A 25,734-nucleotide genomic window follows, 5' to 3' on the forward strand; every position below is an offset into this window, starting at 1 on the left:
CTCGATCGTCGGCCGCGGTTTGATCTTGACCGCCGGGTGGGACCCGACCCCTCGACGGGTCCCTCCCGACGTCCGCCGAACGCCGGGTGGGCCCTCAAGAGGTCCCCTGCCCACCCGTTGTCCGACACCTGAAGACTGTCAAGGCCGCGCGCCCGAACCCAGTGTGATGACCCGTGAGTACGGCTGAGTAGCTCTACCTACTCGCGTCGAGTACCGCTGTCTCGACCACTCGGCGCCACCCGGGCGCGCGGCCCGGGACGAAGCTGAACGAGTCGACGGCCGACCCGCCCATGGTTGCCACGCGGGCCCACAGGACGTCCACTCCGCAGCGTTCCAGCGCGTCGGCGACGCTGTGGAGCAGGCCGATTCGGTCGGCGGCGCGCAGTTCCAGTACGACCGCGTTGCCGTCGAGGTCGCCTGCCTCGTGGTCGAACCAAAGGACCCTGGGCTCGGGGGCGTCCTCGGCCCGGCCGCCGTAGTCGCGTTCCTTGGCGGCGAGTTTGTCCGCCAAGGGCAGGGATCCGGCCTCGGCGCGCAGGAACTGTTCGCGCAGCAGGGCCGGGTCGGGCATGGAGCCGAATCGGGGGGTCACCGAGTACACCCCGACCGCGACGCCGGAGTGGCTGCCCGCGGCGGCGGCGTGGACCTCCAGCAGGTTGAGCGCCAGCACGCCCGCCGCGCGGGAAAGCACGCCTGGTCTGTCCTTTGTGGCCAATGTGATGGTGGCGACGCGGCCGTCGGCGTCGATCAGGAAGTCGGCTTTGCCGCTGGCTTTCACCGTTTCGGCCAGTTCGCGCTGCGCCACGCCCAGTTCGGCGGGGGCGGGCAGTCGCTCGCCCGCCATCGCGGCGGCGCAGCGGGTGACCAGGTCGGCGGTCAGGTGCGCCTTCCAGTCGGTCCAGACGCCAGGGCCGGTGGCCAGGGAGTCGGCCTCGCACAGCGCGTGCAGCAGTTCCAGCAGGACCGGGTCGCCGCCGAGGGCGTCGACGACGCGCAGGACCGTGGTCTCGTCCTCGACGTCGCGGCGGGTGGCGGTGTGCGGGAGGAGCAGGTGGTGGCGGACCATCGCCGAGAGCGTGTCGACGTCCTGTTTGGACAGACCGAGCCGCTGGCCGACCTGGGTGGCCAGGGCCGCGCCGACGATCGAGTGGTCCTGGTCGCGGCCCTTGCCGAGGTCGTGCAGCAGCGCGCCGATCAGCAGCAGGTCGGGCCGGGAGACCCGGGTGACCAGCCGGGAGGCGTTGACCGTGGTCTGCACGAGGTGCCGGTCGACGGTCCAGATGTGGGCGGCGTCGCGCGGCGGCAGGTCGCGTACGGCGCCCCACTCCGGGAACAGCCGGGCCCACAGGCCGGTGCGGTCCAGCGACTCCACGACATCGGTGAGTCCCTCGCCCGCGCCGAGCAGCGTCACCAGGTCCTGACGGACCTCGGCGGGCCATGGCGCGCGCGGCTCCGGGGCCAGGTCGCTGAGCCGATTCAGCGCGCCGGGCGCGATCGGGTGGCCGGTGCGGCCGGACGCGGCGGCCACCCGCAGCAGCAGGCCGGGGTCCTTTCCGGGGTCGGCGTCGCGGGCCAGTGCGACCTCGCTGCCGTGCAACACGACGCCTTCGTCCAGCGGTCGCCGCTCCGGTCCGCGGCGCAGCACGCCGAGCACCTTGCGGCCGTTGGCGGCGCCGGTCGAGCGCAGGGCGACGTCCATCGCGTAGGCCACCGCGCGGCCCGCGCCGGACAGGGCCCTGGCCAGGGCGAAGCGGTCGCCGATACCGAGGGTGTTCGCGATCTCGTCGCCGTCCTGTGGGCGCACGATGTCGCGGGGCCTGCCCGCGATGCGGCGCAGTTCGGTCCGGGTGTCGAGCAGGAGGGTGTGCGCGGCGACCACGTCCGGGCCGGGTCGGTCGATCAGCTGGGCGAGGGCGAGCGCGTCGAGGATGGCCAGGTCGCGCAGGCCGCCGCGGCCGTGTTTGAGGTCTGGCTCGACCCAGTGGGCGACCTCGCCCGCGCGGTGCCACCGCCCGCGCACGGACTCGATCAGCTCGCTGAGCCGGTTGCGCACGCTGGTCCGCCACTGGTCGCGGGCCGCGGTCGCCAGCCGCACCGTGACCTCGGCGTCGCCTGCGAGATGGCGGGCGTCGAGCAGGCCGAGCGCGGTCCGCAGGTCGGCTTTGGCCACGTCGAGCGCCTCGCCGACGGTGCGGACGGAGTGGTCCAGCCCGACCCCGGAGTTCCACAGTGGATACCAGAGCCGCTCGGCGATCGCGTCGACCGGCTTGCGGCCGTCGTGCACCAGGACCAGGTCGAGATCGGAGTAGGGCACGAGTTCGCGCCTGCCCAGCCCGCCGACGGCGAAGAGGGCGACGCCGCCGCCCCGGCCACCCACCCCGGCCTGGGCGGCCGTGGCGGTGAGCCAGAACTCGTGCAGATCGGCCAGTGCCTCGCGCAACGCGTCCGGCGCGAGCCGGTGCCCCGAAGACGGCCCCGCGGACCTGGCACCCTGACCGAGAAGCCGGTCACGAGCGAGTACCAGGTCCGCCGCCGTCGGGGACGTCGTGCCCTCCCCCGTCTCCATGATCTAGATCGCGTCCGTCCCGCGTTCGCCCGTACGGACCCGGACCACGGTCTCCACTGGGGTGACCCACACCTTGCCGTCACCGATCTTGCCGGTGCGCGCGGCCTCGACGATGGCGTCGACGACCTTGTCGCCCGTGGCGTCGTCGGCGAGGACCTCGACCCGGATCTTCGGCACGAAGTCCACTGAGTACTCCGCGCCGCGGTAGACCTCGGTGTGGCCCTTCTGCCTGCCGTAGCCCTGCACCTCGCTGACCGTCATGCCGAGCACGCCGATCTGCTCCAGGGCCGCCTTCACGTCGTCGAGGGTGAAGGGCTTGATGATCGCGGTAACCAGCTTCATGTCCCTCAGCCTTCCTTGCCTGCGGACGCGGACACCTTCTGGGCCAGGACGTCGGCGGTCTTGCCGATGGAGCTGCCGCCGCCGCGCAGGCTGGAGAACTCGTAGCCGCTCTCCGCGTGCTCGGCCTCGTCGATGCCCGTCTGCTCGGCCTCCTCGGTCACCCGGAAGCCGATCGTCTTCTTGATGGCGAAGGCGATGATCAGGGTGAGGACGAAGGAGTACGCCATCACCGCACCCGCCGCGACCACCTGCTTGCCCAGCAGGGTGAAGCCGCCGCCGTAGAAGATGCCGTCGCCGCCGAGGGCGTTGACGGACTTCGTGGCGAAGAAGCCGATCAGGATGGTGCCGGTCAGTCCGCCGACCAGGTGGACACCGACCACGTCGAGCGAGTCGTCGTAGCCGAGCTTGAACTTCAGGCTGACCGCGAAGGCGCAGATCGCACCGGCGATGACACCGATGGCCAGCGCACCCATCGGCTCGACGAAACCACAGGCCGGGGTGATCGCGACCAGACCGGCGATGGCGCCGGAGGCCGCGCCCAGGGTGGTGGGCTTGCCGTCGCGGAACTGCTCCACGATCAGCCAGCCGATGACCGCGGCTGCGGTGGCGGCGGTGGTGTTGGTGAACGCGACACCGGCGAGGTCACCTGCGGTCAGGGCGGAACCGGCGTTGAAGCCGTACCAGCCGAACCACAGCAGACCGGCGCCGAGCAGCACGAACGGAAGGTTGTGCGGACGCATGGGCTCACGCGGCCAGCCCTTGCGCTTGCCGAGGACCAGGACCAGCGCCAGCGCCGCGGCACCTGCGTTGATGTGGACCGCGGTACCACCGGCGAAGTCCAGCGCGCCGAGACCGTGCGCGGCGTTGGCGATCCAGCCGCCGACGTTGGCCGCACCGGTGTGGCCGTCGAAGTTGAACACCCAGTGCGCGACCGGGAAGTAGACGACGGTGGCCCAGACGGCGACGAACAGCGTCCACGCCCAGAACTTCGCGCGGTCGGCGACCGCACCGGAGATCAGGGCCGGGGTGATGACGGCGAACATGAGCTGGAACATCACGAACACCGTGCTCGGCAGCGCGTTGGTGCCCGGCCAGGCCACCTCGGGCGCGGTCTCGGTCGCGGCGACGCCGTAGCCGACGAGCTTGCCGATGGTGTCCTTGAGTCCGACGAAGTCGAGCCCGCCGATCAGGCCGTAGCCACCCACGTCGTTGCCGAACGCGAGGCTGTAACCGAACGTCACCCAGAGCACGGTGACGACACCGAGCGAGATGAAGCTCATCATCAGCATGTTGAGCACGCTCTTCGCGCGCACCATGCCGCCGTAGAAGAAAGCGAGGCCGGGGGTCATGAGCATGACCAAGGCCGCGCTGGCGAGCACCCAGGCGGTATCTCCTGCGTTCACATCGTCCTCCCGTGAACCTATTGATTGCGGGGAAGCATGTGTTTGTCCTGTTTCGCCGGATGGCGTGCGAGGTTTCCGGCCGGTGAACTGTCAGACCCCTTGTGTTACGGCCACGTTTCCCTCACGTCGGGTATCCGATCGACTACGGAAGCGTCCGCTTAACGTGAGCCACTGTGGACAGGCACTAGGTTGTGGACCATGTCCGCCGAGGTCTACCGGGTGCTCGACGCCCGCTTGCCCCACCACGCGGGCTCGTCCACAGCGGGCCTCACGGCCGTGCCGGTCGACCAGATCCGGGACCCGGCCTGGCTCGAAGCCCAGATCAGCGCGGCGGGACGGCTCTACCGCTGCGTCGACCGGGGCGTGCTCGGTGTGCTGTGGTGGTACTCGGCCAGTTCGGTCCTGCTCGCGCCGACGGCCGAGTCCTGGCTGGTCACCGGCCACGCGCTCGATCCGGCCGCGGTGCACCTCTATCTGCATCGGGACGGCAGGCTGCTCGCCGCCAGAGCCGTCGCGACCTGCGCCGACCCGGGTCCCCGGCTGCACAAGGTCGTCGACGGAGCCGTGTCGGCGGTGAGCGCCGCGACCGGGGCATCAGCTCGGGCGTTGTGGGCGATCGCGACGGACTCGCTGGCGAACCGGGTGCTGTGGGCGGGCGGCGGCCCGGCCGACGCGGTCGCGATGGCCCACTCGGTCGGGCCGGACCTGCCGGTGCCTCGGTTCGTGGATGTCGGCGGCCGCACAGTGGTCCGGCGGGCGTCGTGTTGCCTTGTTTACGAGACGCCGGGTGCCGACAAGTGCGTCAGCTGCCCACGCCAGCTCCCGGCCGAGCGTCTGCGCAGGCTCCAGGCATGGTGACTGGGCCGCGTGGACTGATCATCCAGCGGCGAAGCGGGCGGCCAGCGCAGAGTTTCCAGCGGCGGTCAGCCCGCCGTGCAGGCGCAGCCGAGCCATACCGCCGTCGGGGTAGATGTCCAGCCGGACGTGGCTCACCGGGCCGCCTGCCACAGGAAAGCGGTGGCGGGTGTCGGGCTGGAGTCGGGTGCGGTCCAGCAGCGGGAACCACGGCCCGTCGACGTCGGCCGCGCCGGTGAGCTGGGCCCAGCCGGGCGCGTTTCCCTTGAAGTGCGTGGTGTCCAGTTCGGCGAAGCGGATGACCCCTTCGGCGGCGAGCCGGACCAGCACCCAGTCGTTGCCGCTGTCACGGCGGCGGGCGGTCTCCCAGCCCTCACCCATGACCGTGGCCTGGCCGGGCGCGAGCAGGTTGTCGGGATTGGAATAGAACTTGTTACTGCAGTCGGTGATCCGGCCACCGTTCGCCAGCGCCGCCAGGTCGAGCGCGTCCGGGTCGAGCAGGGCCGGGTCGGCGACCGGCTCGCCGTGCACGCGCAGCCGGGCGACGCCGCCATCGGGGTGGATGGTGAGCCGGACGTGGGTGTACCGGCGGTCCGAGGCGGCCTCGAAGAGGTTGCGGGTGTCGCCGCTGAGCGGAGCGCGTGGGACGACGGTCTCCCAGCCGGTCAGCTCGTCGGCGCTGGGATAGCCCACCGCGGCGCACGCCTCGACCGTGCACTCGGGCGGGTAGTTGCCGGTGAAGAACGCCGTGTCGACCACGACGGCCCGGATCACGCCGGGCAGGCCGAGTCGGATGACCGCGCTGTCGTCCCCGGCCGTGCGGCGCCTGCGGGTCTCCCAGCCGTCGTAGACCTGGCCTTTGAGCCCGAAGGTGGCAGGCCGGAACTCGGGCGCGGCCGGGGTGATCAGGTTCTCCCGCTCGGCGAAGGACTCGTCGTTGGCCCACATCACCGAGCCGCCGAAGCGCCGGGAGGCCAGGTCGGGCAGGGTCCAGTCGATCACGCGGTTCCCCTCTCCAGCAGAGCGCCTCTGGGTTCCCCGACTGGTTCGCCGCGCAGCCAGGTCGCGCGGACAACTCCGCGCAAGGTCGTGCCGTGGTAGGCGGTGACGGGGTTACGGTGGTGGAGCGCGGCGGCGTCGACGGTGAACTCGGCGTCGGGGGCGAACACGCAGAGGTCGGCGTCGAATCCGGGCGCGATGTGTCCCTTGTGCCGCAGGCCGACCAACTCGGCCGGACCCGCCGCCATCCAGCTCGCGACGTCGACCAGCGTGTGACCGCGGGCGTGGGCGCCGGTCCAGACCGCGGGAAGGCCGAGTTGCACGCTTGCGATCCCACCCCAGGCGGCGGCGAAATCGCCGGTGTCGGGGCGTTTGAGCTCCGGGGTGCAGGGCGAGTGGTCGCTGACGATCATGCTGATCAGCCCGTCCGCAAGCGCTTGCCACAACCGCTCCCGGTTGGCCGCGTCGCGGATCGGGGGGCAGCACTTGAACTCGGTGGCGCCGTCGGGCACATCCTCGGCGGCGAAGGTCAGATAGTGCGGGCAGGTCTCGGCGGTGACCGTGCCGCCGAGCAGCGACACCGCGTCCGAAGAGGACAGATGGACGATGTGCGCGCGGGCGCCGGTCAGCGCGGCGGCCTTGACCACTGACGCGATGGCATTGTGCTCAGCTGCTGCCGGTCGCGAGGCCAGGAATCCCGCGTACCCGCGGCCCGGCGGGGTCGGGGTGATCGCGGCGGCGTCCTCGGCGTGGGCGATCATCAGCGCGTCGAGGCCCGCGGTGACCCGCAGGTGCCCGACCAGCTCGTCTGCGCTCAGGTGGCCGAACTCCTCGACGCCGGAGTCGAGCAGGAAGCACTTGAAGCCGAACACACCCGCCTCGTGCAGCGCCGCCAGCTCGCCCGCGTTGCCTGGCACTGCGCCGCCCCAGAATCCGACGTCCACATAGGACCGGCCGCGCGCCGCGTCACGCTTGATCTCCAAAGCGCGCAGGTCGGTGGTGGGCGGCAGGGAGTTGAGGGGCATGTCGATGATCGTGGTCACCCCGCCCGCCGCCGCGGCCTTGGTCGCGGTCGGGAAGCCCTCCCACTCGGCGCGGCCGGGGTCGTTGACGTGCACGTGCGTGTCGACCAGGCCGGGCAGCAGGATCTCGTCCGGCCCGACCTCGACCAGGCGAGCGTCCTCTATCGGCGTGTCGAACGGGTCGATCGAGACGATCCGCCCGTCGCGCACCCGCACGCAGGCCGCCACCTCCGACCCTCCGGCGACACACCGCCGCGCGCGGAACACGAGATCGGTCATCGGCGCTCCACCAGCGCGGTCAGGTCGGCCATGCCCAGCCCGCAGGACCGCGTGACCTCTTCGGCGGTCAACGCACCGCACTCGACCGCGCGACGCAGCGAGCGGGCCAGCGCGGCGGCGGTCGCGGGCTCGTCGAGGATCGAGCCGCTCGTGCGCGCCAGATAGGCGGCCAGGCGCTTGCCGTCGGCCTCAGCGGTCTCCAGGTGGTGGGCGAACACGGCGCAGTAGCGGGGGACGAGCTGCGCTGGATGCAGGTCCCAGCCCTGGTGGTAGCCGTGGGAGAGCGAGCGGCGGACCAGTTTGTAGTGCGTGCGCCACGCGGGCCGGACATTGTCGCCGACCGGCAGGATGTTGGACGACCCGTCCGACAGGCGCACCCCGGTGCCCGCCGCGCCGACCTGCATGGCGTGCCGCGCGAAGTCGCAGGCCGCGTGCGCGAGATGCTGGTCGGCGGCCCCCAGTCCGCACGCGGCGGTGTAGTCGTAGGTGCCGAAGTGCAGTCCGGACACCCGGCCCGCGCCCGCCTCGATCAGCCGCGGGACGGCGAACCGTCCTTTGTGGTCGATCACGGCCTGGGTGGTCTCGATCTGGATCTCGAACCGGAGCGCGCCCGTGCCCAGGTTCAGCCGCTGCTCGATGACGTCGAGCAGTTCCACCAGCACCTCGACTTGGTCGGGCACGGTGACCTTGGGGAAGGTGACGACGAATCCCGGCGGCGGTGTGCCCAGTCCGGTGAGCACTAGGTCGAGCGTGCGCACGGCCCGCTGGAGCAACTCGGCGGTGTCGAAGGACTTCATCCGGATCCCGACGCCCGCCAGGCCCCACCCGGCGATCAGGCCTGCGGCGCGCACGGCGTCGGTGTCCTCGGTGGCCTCGTCCCGGGAGCCGTAGCCGTCCTCGAAGTCGACGCGAAGGTCCTCGACCGGCTCGGCCGCGAGCTTGGCCCGCACCCGCTCGAACACCGTCGGCGCCAACGCCGCGGGCACCCCGACCGCCGCCGCGAGCGCCGCCGGATCGGCCGCGTGCTCGTCGAGCGCGGCCGACGCCTCGGCACCCCAGCGGGCCGGGAGGTCGTCGGTGATCTTGTCGGCGGGGACGTAGCAGGTGTGCACGGGCTGACGGCCGCCGGGGTCGCCGGGATAGCGGGCGGCCCGCCGTTCGTCCACTTCGGACAGCCGGGCGATGATGCCCGCGAGCAGCGCGCCGTCCAGGGTCGTGCGCATGTCAGATCCGCTCGTATGCGGGGATGGTGAGGAAGTCGATGTAGTCCTCGGCCAGCGCGACCTCGGCGAACAGCTCCGAAGCGGCGGACGGCGGTTCCTCGGCGATGAGCGACCAGACCAAGTCGGCGGTGACCCGCTCGCCGGTGTCGAGCACGACGCCGTTTCGCACCCACTGCCAGATCAGCGACCGCGAGATCTCGGCCGTCGCCGCGTCCTCCATCAGGTTGTGGATCGCGGCGGCCCCGTTTCCCGCCAGCCACGACTCCAGATACCGCACCCCGACGTCGACCGCCGACCGCAACCCCGCCATGGTCGCGTGCCCCGGCGTCGAGGCCACGTCGAGCAAGTCCGATGCGGCGACGGACACGTCCTCGCGCAGCCGGTCGAGCTGGTTGGGCCGCTCGCCGAGTACGGCGTCGAACACCTCCCGACACACCGGGACAAGATCGGGATGGGCGACCCACGACCCGTCGAACCCGTCGCCCGCCTCCCGGCCCTTGTCCTCACGCACCTTCTCCAGCGCGCGGGCGGTGACCTCCGGATCCCGCCGGTTCGGAATGAACGCCGCCATCCCACCCATGGCGAACGCGCCGCGGCGGTGACACGTGTGGACGAGTAGTTCCGTATAGGCCCGCATGAACGGAGCGGTCATGGTGACGCTGTTGCGGTCGGGCAGGACGAACCCGGGGCCCGCGTCCCGGAAATACTTGATCAGGCTGAACAGGTAGTCCCAGCGGCCCGCGTTGAGACCGGAGGCGTGGTCGCGCAGCTCGAAGAGGATCTCGTCCATCTCGAAGGCGGCCGGGATGGTCTCGATGAGGACGGTGGCCCGGATCGTGCCATGCGGGACCCCGAGCTCGCGCTGGGCGTGGGTGAAGACGTCGTTCCAAAGGCGCGCTTCGAGGTGGCTCTCCATCTTGGGAAGGTAGTAGTAGGGCTTGTCGTGGGTGTGGAAGAAGTGCAGCCCGAAGTCGACCAGCGCCCCCACGGCCCGGCGGCCGTCGATCTCCACGTGCTTCTCGTCCAGCTGCCACCCCCGAGGCCGGACGACGATGGTCGCGGGTCGCTCGGCGGTCAGGTCGTAGTGCTTGCCATCGGGGGAGGTGAAGGAGATGGCCCCGCGCGCGGCGTCGTAGAGGTTGACCTGCCCGGAGACGACGTTGCGCCAGTGCGGGGTGTTGGCGTCCTCAAGATCGGCCAACCACACTCGCGCCCCCGAGTTGAGGGCGTTGATCGCCATCTTCCGCTCGGTCGGCCCGGTGATCTCCACCCGCCGATCGACCAGGTCCGGCGGCGCGGACGCGACCCGCCAGTCGGCCTCGCGGATCTCCTTGGTCTCGGGAAGAAAGTCGAGCCTCCCAGCCTGAGAGGCCCGCGCACGTTTGGCCACCCGAGCCTGGAGCAGCTCATCCCGGCGACCAGCGAAGGCGTCGTGCAGTCCCGCGACGAACGCCAGGGCCCCGGGGGTCAGGATCTCCGTGTCGCGCTCGACGGGCTCGCCGAGCAGCTTGATGTCGACCATGACTCCATAGTGGCCCCCATCACGCGTTTGAGATACCTCAGCCGAGCAGCGCGTCGACGAACGCCGCCGGGTCGAACGGCGCCAGGTCGTCAGCGCCCTCACCGAGGCCGACCAGCTTCACCGGCACCCCCAGCTCACGCTGGACCTGGAACACGATCCCGCCCTTCGCCGTCCCGTCAAGCTTGGTCAGCACGATCCCGGTCACGTCCACCACCTCACCGAACACCCGAGCCTGCGTCAGCCCGTTCTGCCCGGTGGTCGCGTCGAGGACCAGCAGAACCTCATCAACCGGCGTCTGCTTCTCGATGACCCGCTTGACCTTGCCCAACTCGTCCATCAGCCCGGTCTTGGTGTGCAGACGGCCCGCGGTGTCGATCAGCACCGCGTCGACCCCGGACTCCCGGCCCCGGCGGACGGCGTCGAACGCGACCGCGGCCGGGTCGGCGCCCTCCTTGCCGCGAACGGTCTCCGCGCCCACGCGCTCGGCCCATGTCTGCAACTGGTCGGCGGCGGCGGCGCGGAAGGTGTCGGCGGCACCGAGGACGACCGAGTGCCCGTCGGCGACCAGCACCCTGGCCAGCTTGCCCGTGGTGGTCGTCTTACCGGTTCCGTTCACGCCCGCGACCAGCACAACCGCGGGCTGGCGCTCGCCTTCGACACCGTGCGGAAGGGCACGCACCGCGCGGTCCATCTCCGGGTGCAGCGCCTCGATCAGCACCGAGCGCAGGACCGTCCGGGCGTCGGCCGACGTGCGGACGCCGCGCGCGACCAGTTCGGCGCGCAGGCGGTCGACGATCTCCTGGGTGGTGGCCGCGCCGAGGTCGGCAAGCAGCAGGGTGTCCTCGACCTCGGTCCACGAGTCCTCGTCGAGGTCGCCCGCGCCGAGCAGGCCAAGCAGTCCCTGCCCCAGCGTCGACCGCGACCGCGACAGCCGCCCGCGCAGCCGCTCCAGCCGCCCTGCCGTCGGCGCGATCTCATCGGTCTCCACCGGGCCGACCGACTGCTCCGGGATGACCGGCTCCGGCGCCAGGTCGGTCACGTCGACCGGGCCGCCCTGCTCCGGGATGACCGACTCGCCAGTGCCCTGGGTCGGGATGTCGGGCAGCGTCACATCCACGATCCCGCGCTGCGGCGAGTCGCGCGGGACCGACGCGTCGTCGCCGACGCCGGGCTGCCCGTCGACCTCGGTCCGGTCGGCCACCGGGTGCGGCGGCGCCTTCGACCCGCCGGGGGCCAGGCTGATGCCGCTTCCGGCCTGGTAGCCCTTCGGCTTGTCGATTTCCGGCTTGGTCTCGGTGAGGCTGATCCGCCTGCGCCGCGACAGCACGACGCCGGTGACCAGCGCCGCGACCAGGACCACGGCGGCGACGATGAGGATGACGATCAGGGTGCTCGACACCCGCCAATCCTCGCATTGCCGCCGCCGCGGGTACCGGGCACGGCCCCCTGCCCCTCTTGCGGATCATGGTCATGGGCGTTAGACCAGAGACCTATGGGTCTGTCACGGGTGGCCGGGGTCATAGGTGACCAAGCCTTGAATTCCGGGTACGGCCCAGCATCACACCGGGGAGTGGGTCGTTGTTCCTCCCGGAGCCGCACCAGGACCCGTGCGGCAGCGTGTGTGACCACCCCTGCCCCCGAACCTGCCGGAGGATCCTTTGCGGGCCCTTGACCTCGCCATCATCGCCGCGTTCCTGGTCGGCATGCCGCTGCTGGGCATCTGGATCGCGGGCAGGCAGAAGTCCGGCACCGACTACTTCGTCGGCGACGGCAAGATCAAGTGGTGGGTGGCGTGTCTGTCGGTGGTCTCGGCGGAGACCTCGACCCTGACCGTGCTGAGCGTGCCGACCGTGGCCTACCTCGGCGCGTTCACCTACCTCCAGCTGGCCATCGGCTACGTGATCGGCCGGATCGTCGTGTCGTTCGTGCTGCTCCCCCGCTACGTCGCGGGCGAGATGACCACGGCGTACAACTTCCTCGGCAAGCGGTTCGGCCCCGGCCTGCAGGGCACCGCCTCGGTGACGTTCCTGTTCACCCGCCTGCTCGCCGACGGTGTCCGGCTCTTCGCCACCGCGATCCCGATCAAGATCGTGCTGGCCGCCTATGGCGTCGACGCGGCGTACTGGCAGATCGTGGCCGTGCTCGGCCTGGCGATGGTGGTCTACACGTTCTTCGGCGGCGTCCGCGCGGTCGTGTGGGTCGACGCGATCCAGATGCTCTGGTACGTCGTCGGCGGCGTCGCGGTGGTGGTGTTCCTGGCGAACCGGCTGCCGTCGGGCTGGTTCGGGGCGGCGGTCGACGCGGGCAAGACGCAGCTGTTCGACCTCTCCAGCGCGCCCGTGAGCAACAACTACGCGTTCATCACCGCGGTGCTGGGCGGGGCGGTGCTGTCGATGGCGTCGCACGGCGCCGACCAACTGATCGTGCAGCGGCTCATGGCGTGCAACGACGTGAAGGCAGGCCAGAAGGCGCTCATCGCCAGCGGGTTCGTCGTGCTGCTGCAGTTCGGGTTGTTCCTGTTCATCGGCATGATGCTGTGGTCGTTCTACAAAGGACTCAATCCGGTCAAGGACCTCGGTCTGACGACCAATGACGAGCTGTTCGCCTCGTTCATCGTCAACGAACTGCCGAGCGGACTTTCCGGCTTCGTGATCGCGGGCATCCTGGCCGCCGCGCTGAGTTCGTCACTGGGCGCCCTGGCGTCCTCGACGGTCACCGACGTCTACCAGCGGATCGTGAACAGGCCGCTGACCGACGCCGAGGCCCTGCGACAGGGTCGGATCTGGACGGTGGTCTGGGCGGGCGCGCTGATCGTGTTCGCATCGATGTTCACCACGACGAAGAACCCCATCGTGGAGACCGCCCTGGCCATCACCGGCTACACCTATGGCGCGCTGCTCGGTGCGTTCCTGCTCGGCCTGCTGGTGAAGCGGGCCAAGCAGGCGGACGCGATCGCGGCGTTCGTGACCACGGTGGCCGTCATGGCGTTCGTGATCCTGGGGCTCAAGTTCAGCAAGAAGACCGGCGAGTTCCTCGGCGTCGACTTCGCCAAGGCGTCCGGCGACACGGTCGCCCTGGCGTTCCCCTGGTACACCCCGCTGGGCGTGCTGGTGACCCTGACCGTCGGCGGGCTACTGGCTCTGCGGCACCGAACGAGCGCGCCACTCGTCCGCCAAGACTGACCACAGCTCCATGTCGTGCCGGACCTCGCCGTGCGGGTAGTGCTTGCGCAGCACGCCTTCCTTGGTGAAGCCGAGACGGCGGGCGACGGCGATGCTCGGCTCGTTGCCCACCGCCGCCAGCCACTCGATCCGGAAGACCCCGCGCTCGAACACCGCCCAGTCGATCATCCGCTGGACGGCCATGCCGACCAGACCGCGCCCGGTGACGTGCGGGGCCAGCCACACGCCCAGCTCGCAGATCCCGGCCCGCGCGTCGAACACCGGGAAGGCCACGCCGCCCACGAGTTCGCCGTGGACCCACAAGCCGTACATCGTGCCCTCGTCGCGGGCCCGTTTGTCGGCGAAGCCCTGTAGGAACTCGTGGGCCGCGTCGAGGTCGGGGATCCGCTCGGCCCAGGCCAGCCACTGGCCGATGTGGTCGCGAATCGCGTCGAGGTGCGCGAAGAACTCCTCGGCGTGCCACGGCTCGAGGGCGCGCAGCTCGGCGTCGTCGGTCAACACGGTCCTCAGCACTGACTACCTCCGGCTCACGGGAAGATCTTCTGCCCCGGCGTCAGCACCCCGTGCGGGTCGAACCGGGCCTTGGCCCGGCGTGCCCGCGGATACTGCGCGCCATAGTGCGCCGCCCACTCGGCGGGGCTGACCGGGATGGCACCGATCGGGTACTGCGTCGCGCCGAGGGCGACCGCGTCAACGTAGGCGGCGCGGTTGTCGGCGATCAATCGGTTTACCGTATCCGGGTTCGGCGGGGCCACGACCCGCAGGACCGACAGCAGGAAGACGACGTCGCTGTCGGGCACCGCCACCAGCGGCCGGGTCAGCCGCCGCCGCGGGACCGGGTAGAGCAGGATCGGGCCGCCCACGTCGGCCGGGCTCAGGTCGGCGAGCAAGTCGGCGACGTAGCGGTCGGTCACGGCGTCGGGCAGGAACAGGTTGAGCCACGGGTTCGGGAACCTCAGCGGGCGCAGCTGGTCGACCAGCGCGGTGAGGCGGTCGAGCCAGGCGAAGTACGGCAGCTCCGCGATGTCGGTGGCGGCAGGCGCGGGCAGTCCACGCAGGAGCGTCGCGTCGTCCGGGGACTGTCCGGAGAAGTAGGCGACGCCTTCGAGGACGTAGCCCCAGCCGGTTTCGGTCGGGGCGACCTGGCCCTCCAGGTAGCTGAACCGGCCGTCGGCCAGGGCGGTGCGCTGGGCGGCGGTGAGGTCGGTCAGGTCGGTGTAGCTGAGGCGGTAGACCCTGGCGGTGGCGGGAGCCGGGATGACGCGCAGCGTGGCGCGCACGATCAGGCCGTACTGGCCGAGTCCGCCGAGGACGACGTCGAACAGGTCGCGGTTCTCCGTGCGGGAGCAGCCGACCAGCTCGCCGGTGCCGGTGACAACCTCCAGCGCGAGCACCGTGTCGACCTGCAGGCCGTGGTGAGAGGTGGCGCCGCCGATGCCGCCGACGGAGAGCGTGCCGCCGACGGACAGTCCTATGTAGTCGGTGGCGACCGGCGGGGTCACGCCCGCCGCGAGGGCCGCGGTGAACAGGGCCGACCAGGTGACCCCGGCGTCGACCACGGCGCGGTCGCGGCCGACCGAGTGGATCCTGGCCAGGGTGCGCGAGTCGATGACCACCCCGGCCTTGACCTGGGCCTGGCCGAACACCGAATGGCCTTGGCCGCGCACCGCGACCGACAGGCCGTTGGCGCAGGCGAACCGGACGATCTTCTGGATGTCGCGCACCGAGCCCGGACGCAGGACCGCGCGCGGGCGGTCGTGCACGATCTGGCCGTAGTCCTCGGCGGCCTCGGATAACGCGGCGTCGTCGGTGACGAGTTCGCCGTCGAGCGGCGGGACCCGGGTGCCGGTGGCGCCTTCGTCGGCCTGGGCCTGGCTGATCCAGCCGAGGCCCGCGGGGTCGAAGGCCACCACGGCTGTCGCCGCGCCGACCGCGAGGAACCCGCGCCGGTTGAGCCCAGGAAGACCGCTCTCTCGCATGTGGACGCTCCTCACCCTGAAGTGATCATGGTTGAGGCGTCACCTTATCGAGTGAATCAGGGTTCGCGTCGATAGCCGACGAGCTCAAGGTGAAGGCCGAACCCCAGCGCGGTGAACATCCGCTCGGAGGCGTCATTGCCCAGCGAGATCACCGCCGCGGCCTGCGGGCGCGGACCCTCTTTGGCCGCCAGCTCGCGCAGCAGCGCCCGGATCAGCGCGCGCCCGGTGCCCGCGCCGCGCATCTCGGGGTCGACGGCCACATAGTCGACATACAGCTCGTCGGGCTGGGCGTACCCGGCGGCGAAACCGAGCAGCCCGGTCGCGCCCGTCGCGACGACGATCGTATGGCCGCGCGCACCCTCCACGAGTTGGCGACCGGTGACCGTCGTGTTGGGAAAACAGCGCTCGTGCAGCTCGATCACTTGGGCCCGGACCTGCGGATCGGCGCCCAAAGGGCGCGCGGTGTCGGCGTCGTCCACGGCGGCCACGAGCACGGGCCGCAGCGCTGACCCGGTCAGGGTGAATACCCGGCTGGTCGCGCGCTGGGTGAAGCCGTGGCGGGCGGCGAAGTCGCCCAAGCGCCGGTTTCGGCGGTGGCCGAAGAGTTCGAGGTCGGTGATCCCGCTCAGCCTGGGCACGGCCATGGCCGCTTCCAGCAGCTCGTCGGCCACGTTGTGCCAGCACTGGCGGAAGGCGGGATGGTCGGCGGGCAGCTCGACGAACGGCCCGAACAGCCAGGCCCGGCCCACCTCGGCGTCGGCGTCCACGCTGATCACCCCGCGCGGGGTTCCGTCCTCGGCCACGGCCAGTACCGCGCCGGAGGCCCAGTCGGGCCGCAGACCCGCGAGTTCCTCGGCGATCTCGGCCGCGGAGGTCCCGTGGTAGCCGACGTGGTGGTCGGGGTCGGCCTGGAGGCGGACCACGAGTTCGACGACGGCGGCCAGGTCGTCGGGCCGGGCAGGGCGGATCGCATACATGAATGAATCGTGAATGGTCCGGCCCGGCCACCGCGACTGTATTTCGGGGGTGGCCGAATACGTCCCAATAGGATCATACTTTGCCCCAACCTGCGGAGTTCCCGTCACGGTCTTGAACCGGTCGGCGATTCCCAACCAAAACACCCTGTGTGCTCATCCAGAGAGGCCGAACGCCGATGGCTAGTTTCGACGCAAAGCGAGTAACCCCGATCGAGTGGGCGGGCATCGGCGCGGGCGCGCTCGCGCTCATCATCAGCTTCTTCCCGTTCTACTCGGTGTCGTACGACGGCCCCACCCTCGGCTTGGGCAGCCTCGGCGGCTCGGTCAGCGCATGGAGCTACGGCTTCGGCACCCTGTTCCCGATCCTGCTGCTCATCGCCGCGGCCGTGGTCGTGCTCCTGCCGCACCTGGGTACTCAGGTCCCGAACCGGACCCTCATCTGGCTGGGCCTCGCTGGGCTGGCCGTGGTGATCCTGCTCATCCAGTGGATCTCGTTCCCGAGCGGCAGCAGCTCGGTCGTGGGCGATGTGGGCATCAGCGCGGGCGCGGGCTTCGGCTTCTACATCGGCCTGCTCGCGGCGATCGCGTCCACGGTGGCCGCCTTCCTGACCTTCCAGGCCAGCAAGAAGGCTGTTCCGCCGCACGCCGCGTAAGCATCGTCCGGTCTCAGGCCGCCGGGTCCTCTTCGGACTCGGCGGCCTGTTCGATCTCGGCGTCGCGGTCGGCACGCCGCATGCGCTGGGAGATGACCTGGCTGATGCCGTCGCCGCGCATGCTCACGCCGTAGAGGGCGTCGGCGATCTCCATGGTCGGCTTCTGGTGGGTGATGATGATCAGCTGCGAACTGGCCCGCAGCTGCTCCAGCAGCCCGATGAGCCTGCGCATGTTGGTGTCGTCCAGCGCGGCCTCGACCTCGTCCATCACGTAGAACGGCGAGGGACGCGCGCGGAAGATGGCCACCAGCATGGCGACCGCGACCAGCGACTTCTCGCCGCCGGAGAGCAGTGACAGCCGCTTGACCTTCTTGCCGGGCGGGCGGGCCTCGACGTCGACGCCGGTGGTCAGCGGGTCGTCGGGCTCGGTGAGGATCATCCGGCCCTCGCCGCCGGGGAACAGCACGTCGAAGACGATCTCGAACTCGCGGGCGACGTCGGTGTAGGCCGAGGTGAAGACCTCCAGGATCTTCTCGTCGACCTCCTTGATGACCACCAGCAGGTCGCGCCGGGTCGCCTTGAGGTCCTCAAGCTGGGTGGAGAGGAACTTGTAGCGCTCCTCCAGCGCGGCGAACTCCTCCAGGGCCAGCGGGTTGACCTTGCCCAGCAGTGTCAGGTCGCGCTCGGCGCGCTTGGCGCGGCGGGCCTGGGTCTCGCGGTCGTACGGCGACGGCGGCGGCATGGTGACGTCCTCGCCGCGCTCCTTGGCCTCTTCGTACTCGGCCAGTTCGCCGGGGCTTGGCGGCACGGGCACGGTCGGCCCGTACTCGGCGACCAGGTCGTCGAGGCCGATGCCGAACTGCTCGGCGATGCGGGTCTCCAACTGCTCCAGCCGCAGCCGCTGCTCGGCGCGCAGCACCTCGTCGCGGTGCACGGCGTCGGTCAGCTTCTCCAACTCGGTCGACAACTCGCGGACCTTGCCGCGCACGTCGGCCAGGATCCGCTCCCGCTCGGCCCGCTGGGCCTGCACGACGTCACGTTCCTCGGCGGCGCGCAGCAGCGACAGCGCGATGCGCTCCAGTGCCAGCTCGCCGCCCTCGACCACGGCCTGGGCGACCGTCGCGCCACGCGCTCGGGCGGCCAGGGCCCTGGTCGCGCGCTCACGGGCCTCACGCTCGGCGCGCGCGGCGCGGCGCAGGCCGTCGGCCTTGCCCTGCAGGGCGCGGTGACGTTCCTCGGCGGTGCGCAGCGACAGGCGGGCTTCCATCTCCTCCTGGCGCGAGGTGGCCAGCGAGGCGGTGTACTCGTCGCGCTCGGCGGAGTCCGGCTCGTCCTCGACTTCCTGCTCCTGCACGACGACCAGGCGTTCCTCCAGGTCAGCGAGCTTCACCAGGGCCTCTTCGCGGGCCTGCTCGACCTTGGCGCGCTGCGTGGTCGCCCGCTCCACCTCGGCCTGGGCGCCGCGCAGTGCCTGGCGCAGCCGGTTGAGGCGCTCGGAGGACCGCGCGGCCCGGACCTTCGCCTCGTTCATCTCTTCCTTGATCGCGCCGACCTCGGCCCTGCGAGCCTGCTGCTCGGCGCGGGCGCCCTCCAGCGCGGCGGCGGAGTGCTCCACGGTCCGCTCGGCGGCGCCGAGCTTGGCGTTGGCCTCGTCCACGGCGGCCTGTACCTCGATGACGCTCTGCGCCCGTTCGGACCCGCCGACCGCCCAGTGCGCGCCCAGGACGTCGCCCTCGGCGGTCACGGCCCGCAGCTCGGGATACGCGCTGACCAGCGCCTGCGCGTCGGCCAGGGCGTCGACGACCGCGAGCTTGTCCAGCGCCCGGTGCACCGCGGGCAGCAGCGCGTCTGGCGCGCGGACCAGGTCGACGGCCCAGCGCGCGCCCGAAGGCAGCGACGGCCACGTCGAGCGGTTCGAGGACACCGCCGCGCCGCCGATGATCATCCCGGCCCGGCCGCCGTCGCCGGAGCGCAGCAGGCGCAGCGCGTCGACCGCGCCGGTCGGGTCGGCCACGGCCACCGCGTCGGCCACCGGGCCCAGCGCGGCGGCCAGCGCGGCCTCGGCCCCCGGCTCCACGGTCAGCAGCGCGGCCACGGAGCCCAGCAGGCCGGGCAGCCGGTCGGCGGCGGCGAGCAGCGCGCCAGCGCCGTCCTTGCGGGCCAGACCCATCGACAGCGCGTCGACCCTGGCCTTCCAGGACGCGATCTCGCGCTCGGCGGCGCGCTCGGCGGCGACCAGTTCCTCGACCCGGGCCTTGGCGGCGTCGTTGGCCTCGACGGCGTGGCGGTGCCGCTCGTCGAGCCCGGCGTCGTCGCCTTCCTCGGTGCCGGTGGCGGCCTGGCCCTCTTCGAGTTCCTGCGCGGCGAACTCGGCCCGCTCACTGGCCTCGGCCAGCGCGGTCGACAGCCGCTCGATCTCGTCGGCGGTGGCGTTGGTGTTGCTCCGCAGCGCCTCGACCTGGCCCGCGAGGCGGGCGAGCCCCTCGCGGCGGTCGGCGATGGCGCGGACGGCGGCCAGGTGGGCCTTCTCGGCGGCCTGCACGAGCCGCTCCAGCTCGGCGCGGCGTTCGGTGGACTCGGCCAGGGCGTAGCGGGCCTCGGCGACGGCCTCGAACAGCTCGGCCTCGCGCATCGCGGTGTGCTCGGCCTCCGCTTCCATCTCGTCGGGGTCGCGGCCACCGCGCGGGGCCTCGACAGCGGCGGACAGGTGGCGCGCGCGCTCGACGGCGAGCCGGACGGTGCCGCGCAGCCGCTCTTCGAGCGCGGAGAGCCGATACCAGGTCTCCTGGGCGGCGGCGAGCTTCGGCGCGTCGACCGCGAGGTGGTCCTCGAGCTCGGTCTGCCGGGCCTGGCCCAGCTCCAGCGCCTGCTCGACCTCGGCGCGCTTGCGGCGCGCGGTGGCCTCGTCGGCCTCCTCGCGGGCGATGTCCTCGCGCTGGGTGACCAGGTCGTCGGCGTGCAGGCGCAGCCGGGAGTCGCGCAGCTCGGACTGCACGGTCTGGGCCTTGCGGGCGATCTCGGCCTGCTTGCCCAGCGGTTTGAGCTGGCGACGCAGCTCGGCGGTGAGGTCGGTGAGGCGGGTGAGGTTGGCCTGCATCGCGTCGAGCTTGCGGATGGCCTTCTCTTTGCGCTTGCGGTGCTTGAGGACGCCTGCGGCCTCCTCGATGAACGCGCGGCGCTCCTCTGGCTTGGACTCCAGGATCGCGGCGAGCTGGCCCTGCCCGACGATGACGTGCATCTCGCGGCCGATGCCGGAGTCCGACAGCAGCTCCTGGACGTCCATCAGGCGGCAGCCGTTGCCGTTGATCTCGTACTCGCTGGCCCCGTCGCGGAACATCCGGCGGGTGATCGAGACCTCGTTGTACTCGATCGGCAGGGCGCCGTCGGCGTTGTCGATGGTGAGGGTGACCTCGGCGCGGCCCAGCGGCGCGCGGCCGGAGGTGCCCGCGAAGATGACGTCCTCCATCTTGCCGCCGCGCAGGCCCTTGGCGCTGCCCTCGCCCATGACCCAGCGCAGGGCGTCAAGGACGTTGGACTTGCCCGACCCGTTGGGACCGACGACGCAGGTGATGCCGGGCTCGAACTTCAGCGTCGTCGCCGAGGCGAAAGACTTGAAGCCCTTCAGCGTCAGGCTCTTGAGGTGCACGAGGCAGGCCCTTCCGAGTGCCGCCGACTCCTTGGTATCCGGAAGAGACTACCTGCGCGTATGCCTGGACCTGGGGAGGTGGGGGCTTGCCGCGCGTGTCAGGAGGGGGCGGCGACGCTGACCAAGATCCGGTTGTCGGCGGTCACGATGTCCACGGTGGCGATGTGGGCAAGATCGATCGACGTGCTCCCAGGGATGACCTCACCAGCGACGGGACTGGTCGACCACCAGCCCGCGGTCTCCTTGCTGCCGTCGCGCCCGCGCACCACGAGCTTGCACGGCTTGCCCGGCGGCACGTCGCGCATTGTGACCTTCACCTCGGTGCCCCATGGCCGGTCGATCAGCTCGACATCGACGCCGACGCCGCTGCCGGGATCGGTCGCCGACCAGCTCACCCCGGCGGGCTCGGCCGGGAGCTGCGACCGGACCACGAACACCACGCCCGCGCCCAGCGCGAGGACGGTGACCGCGGCCACAGCCAGCGCGGCGAGGCGGCGGCGCTTGCGGGGCTCGGGCTTTTCCCGGGGCAGTTCGAGGACCCTGGCGGGCTCGTCGGCGGGGCTCAGGTCCGGTTCTGGCAGGTCCTCGAAGTCGGCCAGTGTGATGCGGTGCAGCAGGCCCGGCAGCGGCGCAAGTCGCAGCAACTCGGCTCGGCAGGCGTCGCAGCCCGGCAGGTGGTGCTCGAACCCGGCCCGGTCGGCCGGGTCGAGCGCGCCGAGCACATAGGCCCCTACCGAAGTCAACTGAAGGCAACTCACGGCTCGGTCACCCCCCTTTCCTCCAGGGCGTCGCGCAGCGCCCGCAGCGCGTAGAACGTGCGGGACTTGACCGTTCCGGGCGGCACGCCGAGCACTTTGGCCGCCTCTGCCACGGTGCGCCTGCGGAAGTACAGCTCGGCGATGACGTTGCGGTGGTCGCGCGACAGTGCCCGCATCGCCTCGGCCACCTGCCAGCCCTGCAGCACCTGCTCGAAGTCGTCGGTGGGCCGGGCCCAGTCCGACTCGATGGGCACCTCGGCCACCCTGGCGCTCTGCTTGCGGTAGCCGGAGATCACCAGGTTCTTGGCCACCGTGTAGAGCCAAGGACCCGCGTGGTCGACATCGAGTTCGCCCGCGTGCTTCCAGGCGCGCAGCAATGTCTCCTGGACGATGTCCTCGGCGCGCTGGTGATCACCGCCCACCGAGCGCAGGACATAGCTGTGCAGCGGCCGCCGGTAGCGGCCGTACAGCTCGCGGACGAGTTCATCGTCCTGCCCCGGGGTGTCAGCCACGACCCTGCCTACGCGCCGACGTCGGAATCGGTTCACGGCTCACCGCTCGGCGAACCCCTCGACTCCCTTGACCGGACCCCACTGCTCGACCACGTGGTCGACGGTGCCCGGCGTGCGGCCCGACCGCAATGCCGCCAGGAGCCTGTCGCACAGATCACGTGCGCCCTCGGCGACCACCTCGACCCGGCCGTCGGGGGTGTTGCGGGCCCACCCGGCCAAGCCCAGTTCAAGGGCCCGCGCGCGCGTCCACCAGCGGAAACCGACGCCTTGGACCCGGCCGTGGACCCACGCGGTCAAGCGGACGGGGTCGCTCCGGTTCTCGCCAGGGTGCACGGGTGGGGGCATGGGGACATCCTGCCGGGTGGTAATTTGTCGCGCCGACACGGCCGAGTGGAGATTGGACCTGCATGTCAGAGCCAGAAGACCGGGTCGAGTTATCACCTGTGGACGACGAGCGCCCCGGCTTGCGCCGTGCGCCGTACGCGATCCTGGGGGTCTCGGGCGTGGTGCTCGCGACGGTGTTCGCCGCCGTCGCCGCCGTCGCCTCCCCGGAAACCGAGGACGCCGGGCCCGCCGCGCCCGCCACGGTCAAGGTGAGCTCGACGCGCCCCACGCCGTCCACGACCAGCGACGCCGCCACCACGGACCCGACGACGACCACGTCGGAGTCCACGACGTCGGAGACGACGACCACGACGACGGAGTCCGCGGACCCGACGACGACCACCACGACCAAGCGGCCGCGCCCGACGACGACCACCACGACGACACAGCCGACGCAGACTCAGCCGACGACGACTCAGCCGACGATCACCCGGCCGACGACAACTGAGCCGCCGGTTACCACCACGACCACGCCGCCGGTCACGACCACCACGGAACCCCCGCCTCCGTGACAGTAGGTTTCACCGTATAGGCGGACGGGTCACCCGTTAGTGGTAACTTGCGCGACCGTGACACACCGTCGTGGAGCCAACGCGTTAGTTCGGGCCGTGCTGGTCGCGCTCGCGGTGGGCGCGGGCACGGCCGGAGTCGCCAAAGTCATGTCCGGCCCGCCGATGATCGAGGGCAGTCCGGACCGCGTCGCCTTGGACGTGCCGACGAGCGTGCCGTCGCCGGTGCCCACCGCGGCCGCGACCAGGAGCGCGGCGGGCACCGTCGCGGGCACCTCCACGGCCGCGACGACGGCCACCAGCAGCATCGCGGCCACCACCACGACCACGACCGTCGCGCCCACTACGACGACCACGGACAAGAAGCCTCGGCCGACCACGACGACCGCGCCGCCGAACACGTCGGCCGCGGGCCAGGTCCAGTCGCTGGTCAACATCCAGCGGGCGCAGCGCGGCTGCGCGCCGGTCACCCTGGACAGCAGGCTCAACCGAGCCGCCCAGGACCACAGCGACGACATGTCGCGCAACGGCTATTTCTCCCACACCAGCCTCGACGGCCGCAGCTTCGTCGATCGCGCCGAGGACGCCGGTTACCCGAGTGCGGGCGCCGAGAACATCGCGCGCGGGCAGAGCTCGGCCCAGCAGGTCATGAACGCGTGGATGAACTCGTCCGGCCACCGCGCGAACATCCTCAACTGCTCGATGCGGACCATGGGCCTCGGCCTGGCCACGCGCGGCTACTACTGGACGCAGATGTTCGGGTACTGAACCCAAGCGGGAGCGGGCCCCCGATGCCCGCTCCCACCCGGGTTCCTACTTCGTCGGCGTGACCGATATGGCAGGCGAGGTCGCCGACACGCTGGGTGACACCGCCGACCCGGACACCGACGGGGGACCCGACGTGACCGACGGGGACGTCGAACCGCCCGGCGCCAGCGGGACGAACGGCATGTCCGTGCGCGTCTCGCAGTAGCCGTTGACATAGACGACCCGCGGCACTGGCAACCTGTTGCGAATCCTGGGCGACGGGTCGACCTTGCCGCACGACTCGTGGTCGACGGTGATCGGTGTGCCGGTCTCGTCGTAGAGGTAGAACTCCTCGATCGGCCTGCCGTCGGCGCCCACCGCGTACACATTGGACAGTCGGTTTCCGCCGTAGACCAGCCCGCCGCCGGTGTACCCCTGGTAGTCGGCGACAGGACCGCCGCCCCGGTTGGAATCGGCCACGCCGATGGCCAGCGCCAGCGCGGCGCCGATGACGAAAGCGTTGGCGGGCACCGTGATCGCCAGCAGCCTGCGGTTGGTCGCGGTCCGGCCCGCCGTCCACAGCAGACCGCCCGCGACGACCAGAACGAAGACCGCGAGCCCAGGCGCCCGGTCGATCGCGGCGAGGAAAGCCAGTACCAGCACGATGATCCGCGCCAGCGCCCACGCGGGCCGCAGCGACCGCACATACGCGAGCGCGTCGGGCTGGAACATCGCGGCCATGGAGTCACCGATCCGCCGGGCGCGGCGGTACTCGGGCAGGTCGGCGATGTCCGACCGGTTCACCCGTTCGGCCAGGACCAGCCACAGCGCGGGTCCGAACAGCGGCAGACACAGCGCGAACACCACCAGCGGCTCGGCGGCGCGATTCATCAGCGCGACGAGCCCGATGAAAGCCGCGAGGACCGCCGTCAGTCCGACGATCCAGAACACGAACCGCCCTAGTCCGCCATGACTGACCGCGGTCGGTGGTGTCGCGACCGGCGGATAGCCGCCCGCGGCCCGCAGTTCAGCGGCATAGTCCTCGGGCGAGCCCAGCCGGTCGACCGGGTCGCCCGGTTCCCCGAAGACCTCGGTGACGTGCGGCTCGATGTCCTCGAGCACCTCGGCCAGTTCGTCGGCGGGCAGGTCCGCCAGCGCGGTCCGGACCCGGGCCAGGTAGTCATCGAGCCCCGGGTGAATGTCGGTGTCGCTGTTCACGCCGCCGCCCCCTTCAGAATGTCGTCCAACGTCCTCGCGAACGCGCGCCACGCGTCCTCCGACTCCACCAACCGCGCCCGCCCGGACTCGTTGAGCCCGTAGTACTTGCGGTGCGGCCCCTCGTCGCTCGGCACCACATACGAAGTCAGGTACCCGGCCCGATAGAGCCGCCGCAACGTCCCGTACACCGACGCGTCCCCGACCTCTTCCATGCCCCCACCGCGCAGGCGTCTGAGGACGTCGTAGCCGTAGCCGTCCTCGTTCCGCAGCACAGCGAGCACGGCGAGGTCGAGCACGCCTTTGAGCAATTGACTCGTGTCCACCCGCACCCCTCCCGGTATCGCGCTAGGAACACTATTGCGTAATGCGTAGTAGCGCGCAAGGCCGAAACTGGAGGTTGAACGCGTTTGACGTCCTCCCCGGTGGAGGTTCTAGGCTGGGATCAGCACTTAAGGGGAAGCATCATGCCTGTTCAGCTCAACCACACCATCGTCGCCGCGCGCGACAAGGTCGCTTCATCGAGGTTCATGTCCGAGCTCCTCGGCCTGCCCGAACCGATCCCGTTCGGACCGTTCCTGTGCGTCGAGACAGCCAACGGCGTGACCCTCGACTTCATCGAGGAACGCGGCGAGATCACGTCACAGCACTACGCGTTCCTGGTGAGCGAGCCCGAGTTCGACGAGATCTTCGGCCGGGTCCAACAATGGCGGCTCGCCTACTGGGCCGACCCGTTCCACCACCTCGCAGGCGAGATCAACACCAACGACGGCGGCCGGGGCGTGTACTTCGACGACCTCGACGGTCACAACCTGGAGATCATCACCCGCCCCTACGGCGGCGGGTGATCACTCCATGCGCTTGAGCGACAAAGGCCAGGTCACGATCCCAGTGGCCTATTGCGAGCTGCTCGGTCTGCTACCCGGCGGCACGGCGGTCACGGCTGCGCTATCGGGCCCTG

The 25,734-nt window shown here is 71.0% G+C and carries 23 protein-coding genes; 6 read left to right on the forward strand and 17 right to left on the reverse strand.

What is annotated here, in order from left to right:
- Positions 1-193 precede the first annotated feature (193 nt).
- From BN1701_RS16965 to BN1701_RS16975, 3 genes are read right to left on the reverse strand one after another with little or no spacing between them, the layout of a single operon-like run.
- Positions 194-2,566: a [protein-PII] uridylyltransferase gene (locus tag BN1701_RS16965; protein WP_054050017.1), complete on the reverse strand. Its 2,373-nt coding sequence runs from the start codon at positions 2,564-2,566 to the stop codon at positions 194-196.
- Between the two features lie 3 nt (positions 2,567-2,569).
- Complete coding sequence (locus BN1701_RS16970) at positions 2,570-2,908, reverse strand: P-II family nitrogen regulator (RefSeq protein ID WP_054050020.1); 339 nt, start codon at positions 2,906-2,908, stop codon at positions 2,570-2,572.
- Positions 2,909-2,913: 5 nt separating this feature from the next.
- A complete protein-coding gene (locus BN1701_RS16975) occupies positions 2,914-4,263 on the reverse strand; it encodes an ammonium transporter (protein WP_054055921.1) in 1,350 nt (449 codons plus the stop codon).
- 246 nt (positions 4,264-4,509) lie between these two features.
- Here BN1701_RS16975 and BN1701_RS16980 point away from each other — a divergent pair, with 246 nt between their 5' ends.
- Positions 4,510-5,169, forward strand: coding sequence for a (2Fe-2S)-binding protein (locus tag BN1701_RS16980; RefSeq protein WP_082859900.1), 660 nt, complete (start codon positions 4,510-4,512; stop codon positions 5,167-5,169).
- 18 nt (positions 5,170-5,187) lie between these two features.
- On the opposite strand, the gene alc is transcribed toward BN1701_RS16980, so the two are convergent.
- From alc to ftsY, 5 genes are read right to left on the reverse strand one after another with little or no spacing between them, the layout of a single operon-like run.
- Positions 5,188-6,168 carry an allantoicase gene (alc, locus tag BN1701_RS16985; RefSeq protein ID WP_054050022.1) on the reverse strand — a complete coding sequence of 327 codons (981 nt, stop codon included), beginning with the start codon at positions 6,166-6,168 and terminating at the stop codon, positions 5,188-5,190.
- The gene (allB, locus tag BN1701_RS16990) at positions 6,165-7,466 is read right to left on the reverse strand and encodes an allantoinase AllB (RefSeq protein WP_054050024.1); all 1,302 of its coding nucleotides are present in this window, start codon (positions 7,464-7,466) and stop codon (positions 6,165-6,167) included. The genes alc and allB overlap by 4 nt, the downstream gene beginning before the upstream one ends.
- On the reverse strand, positions 7,463-8,689 hold the full coding sequence (locus tag BN1701_RS16995) for an aldolase/citrate lyase family protein (protein ID WP_054050027.1): 1,227 nt from the start codon (positions 8,687-8,689) through the stop codon (positions 7,463-7,465). Before BN1701_RS16995 ends, allB begins: the two co-directional genes overlap by 4 nt.
- A 1-nt stretch (position 8,690) precedes the next feature.
- Positions 8,691-10,211, reverse strand: coding sequence for a malate synthase A (aceB, locus tag BN1701_RS17000; RefSeq protein WP_054050029.1), 1,521 nt, complete (start codon positions 10,209-10,211; stop codon positions 8,691-8,693).
- 37 nt (positions 10,212-10,248) lie between these two features.
- Entirely contained in the window at positions 10,249-11,610 is a 1,362-nt protein-coding gene (gene ftsY, locus BN1701_RS17005) for a signal recognition particle-docking protein FtsY (protein ID WP_054050031.1), read from the reverse strand.
- Between the two features lie 259 nt (positions 11,611-11,869).
- Between ftsY and BN1701_RS17010 the strand changes: the two genes are divergently transcribed.
- Positions 11,870-13,393: a sodium:solute symporter gene (locus BN1701_RS17010; RefSeq protein ID WP_054050034.1), complete on the forward strand. Its 1,524-nt coding sequence runs from the start codon at positions 11,870-11,872 to the stop codon at positions 13,391-13,393.
- Here the strand turns inward: BN1701_RS17010 and BN1701_RS17015 are convergent.
- The 3 genes from BN1701_RS17015 to BN1701_RS17025 are packed head-to-tail and all read right to left on the reverse strand — an operon-like array spanning position 13,343 to position 16,349.
- Positions 13,343-13,906, reverse strand: coding sequence for a GNAT family N-acetyltransferase (locus tag BN1701_RS17015; RefSeq protein WP_054050035.1), 564 nt, complete (start codon positions 13,904-13,906; stop codon positions 13,343-13,345). The two genes, BN1701_RS17010 and BN1701_RS17015, sit on opposite strands and share 51 nt — an antisense overlap.
- Before the next feature lie 14 nt (positions 13,907-13,920).
- The gene (locus BN1701_RS17020) at positions 13,921-15,372 is read right to left on the reverse strand and encodes an FAD-binding protein (RefSeq protein WP_054050037.1); all 1,452 of its coding nucleotides are present in this window, start codon (positions 15,370-15,372) and stop codon (positions 13,921-13,923) included.
- Between the two features lie 56 nt (positions 15,373-15,428).
- Positions 15,429-16,349, reverse strand: coding sequence for a GNAT family N-acetyltransferase (locus tag BN1701_RS17025; protein WP_054050039.1), 921 nt, complete (start codon positions 16,347-16,349; stop codon positions 15,429-15,431).
- 176 nt (positions 16,350-16,525) lie between these two features.
- Here BN1701_RS17025 and BN1701_RS17030 point away from each other — a divergent pair, with 176 nt between their 5' ends.
- Positions 16,526-17,002 carry a hypothetical protein gene (locus tag BN1701_RS17030; RefSeq protein ID WP_054050041.1) on the forward strand — a complete coding sequence of 159 codons (477 nt, stop codon included), beginning with the start codon at positions 16,526-16,528 and terminating at the stop codon, positions 17,000-17,002.
- Positions 17,003-17,015: 13 nt separating this feature from the next.
- Here the strand turns inward: BN1701_RS17030 and smc are convergent, their stop codons facing one another.
- The 4 genes from smc to BN1701_RS17050 all read right to left on the reverse strand — a co-directional run bounded on the left by smc (position 17,016) and on the right by BN1701_RS17050 (position 22,263).
- Positions 17,016-20,648, reverse strand: coding sequence for a chromosome segregation protein SMC (gene smc / locus BN1701_RS17035; protein WP_054050043.1), 3,633 nt, complete (start codon positions 20,646-20,648; stop codon positions 17,016-17,018).
- A gap of 98 nt (positions 20,649-20,746) precedes the next feature.
- Positions 20,747-21,391 carry an anti-sigma factor gene (locus tag BN1701_RS17040; RefSeq protein WP_172803268.1) on the reverse strand — a complete coding sequence of 215 codons (645 nt, stop codon included), beginning with the start codon at positions 21,389-21,391 and terminating at the stop codon, positions 20,747-20,749.
- Positions 21,392-21,402: 11 nt separating this feature from the next.
- Positions 21,403-21,918, reverse strand: coding sequence for a sigma-70 family RNA polymerase sigma factor (locus BN1701_RS17045; protein WP_157368031.1), 516 nt, complete (start codon positions 21,916-21,918; stop codon positions 21,403-21,405).
- Positions 21,919-21,957: 39 nt separating this feature from the next.
- Entirely contained in the window at positions 21,958-22,263 is a 306-nt protein-coding gene (locus BN1701_RS17050; RefSeq protein ID WP_054050048.1) for an acylphosphatase, read from the reverse strand.
- A 62-nt stretch (positions 22,264-22,325) separates the two neighbouring features.
- Between BN1701_RS17050 and BN1701_RS17055 the strand changes: the two genes are divergently transcribed.
- Both BN1701_RS17055 and BN1701_RS17060 read left to right on the forward strand, forming a co-directional pair.
- Entirely contained in the window at positions 22,326-22,814 is a 489-nt protein-coding gene (locus BN1701_RS17055) for a hypothetical protein (RefSeq protein WP_157368032.1), read from the forward strand.
- Between the two features lie 57 nt (positions 22,815-22,871).
- The gene (locus tag BN1701_RS17060; RefSeq protein WP_197672105.1) at positions 22,872-23,579 is read left to right on the forward strand and encodes a CAP domain-containing protein; all 708 of its coding nucleotides are present in this window, start codon (positions 22,872-22,874) and stop codon (positions 23,577-23,579) included.
- A 45-nt stretch (positions 23,580-23,624) separates the two neighbouring features.
- Here the strand turns inward: BN1701_RS17060 and BN1701_RS17065 are convergent, their stop codons facing one another.
- Together BN1701_RS17065 and BN1701_RS17070 are read right to left on the reverse strand one after the other, a co-directional pair.
- On the reverse strand, positions 23,625-24,776 hold the full coding sequence (locus BN1701_RS17065; RefSeq protein WP_054050054.1) for a DUF1700 domain-containing protein: 1,152 nt from the start codon (positions 24,774-24,776) through the stop codon (positions 23,625-23,627).
- Positions 24,773-25,099 (reverse strand): PadR family transcriptional regulator, encoded by a 327-nt coding sequence (locus BN1701_RS17070; protein WP_054050056.1) that lies wholly within the window; start codon positions 25,097-25,099, stop codon positions 24,773-24,775. The genes BN1701_RS17065 and BN1701_RS17070 overlap by 4 nt, the downstream gene beginning before the upstream one ends.
- 141 nt (positions 25,100-25,240) lie before the next feature.
- Here BN1701_RS17070 and BN1701_RS17075 point away from each other — a divergent pair, with 141 nt between their 5' ends.
- Positions 25,241-25,621, forward strand: a complete 381-nt coding sequence (locus BN1701_RS17075; RefSeq protein ID WP_054050058.1) for a VOC family protein — start codon at positions 25,241-25,243, stop codon at positions 25,619-25,621.
- Positions 25,622-25,734: the final 113 nt, after the last annotated feature.

Source organism: Alloactinosynnema sp. L-07 (assembly GCF_900070365.1).
In the GTDB taxonomy this organism is placed as follows: domain Bacteria; phylum Actinomycetota; class Actinomycetes; order Mycobacteriales; family Pseudonocardiaceae; genus Actinokineospora.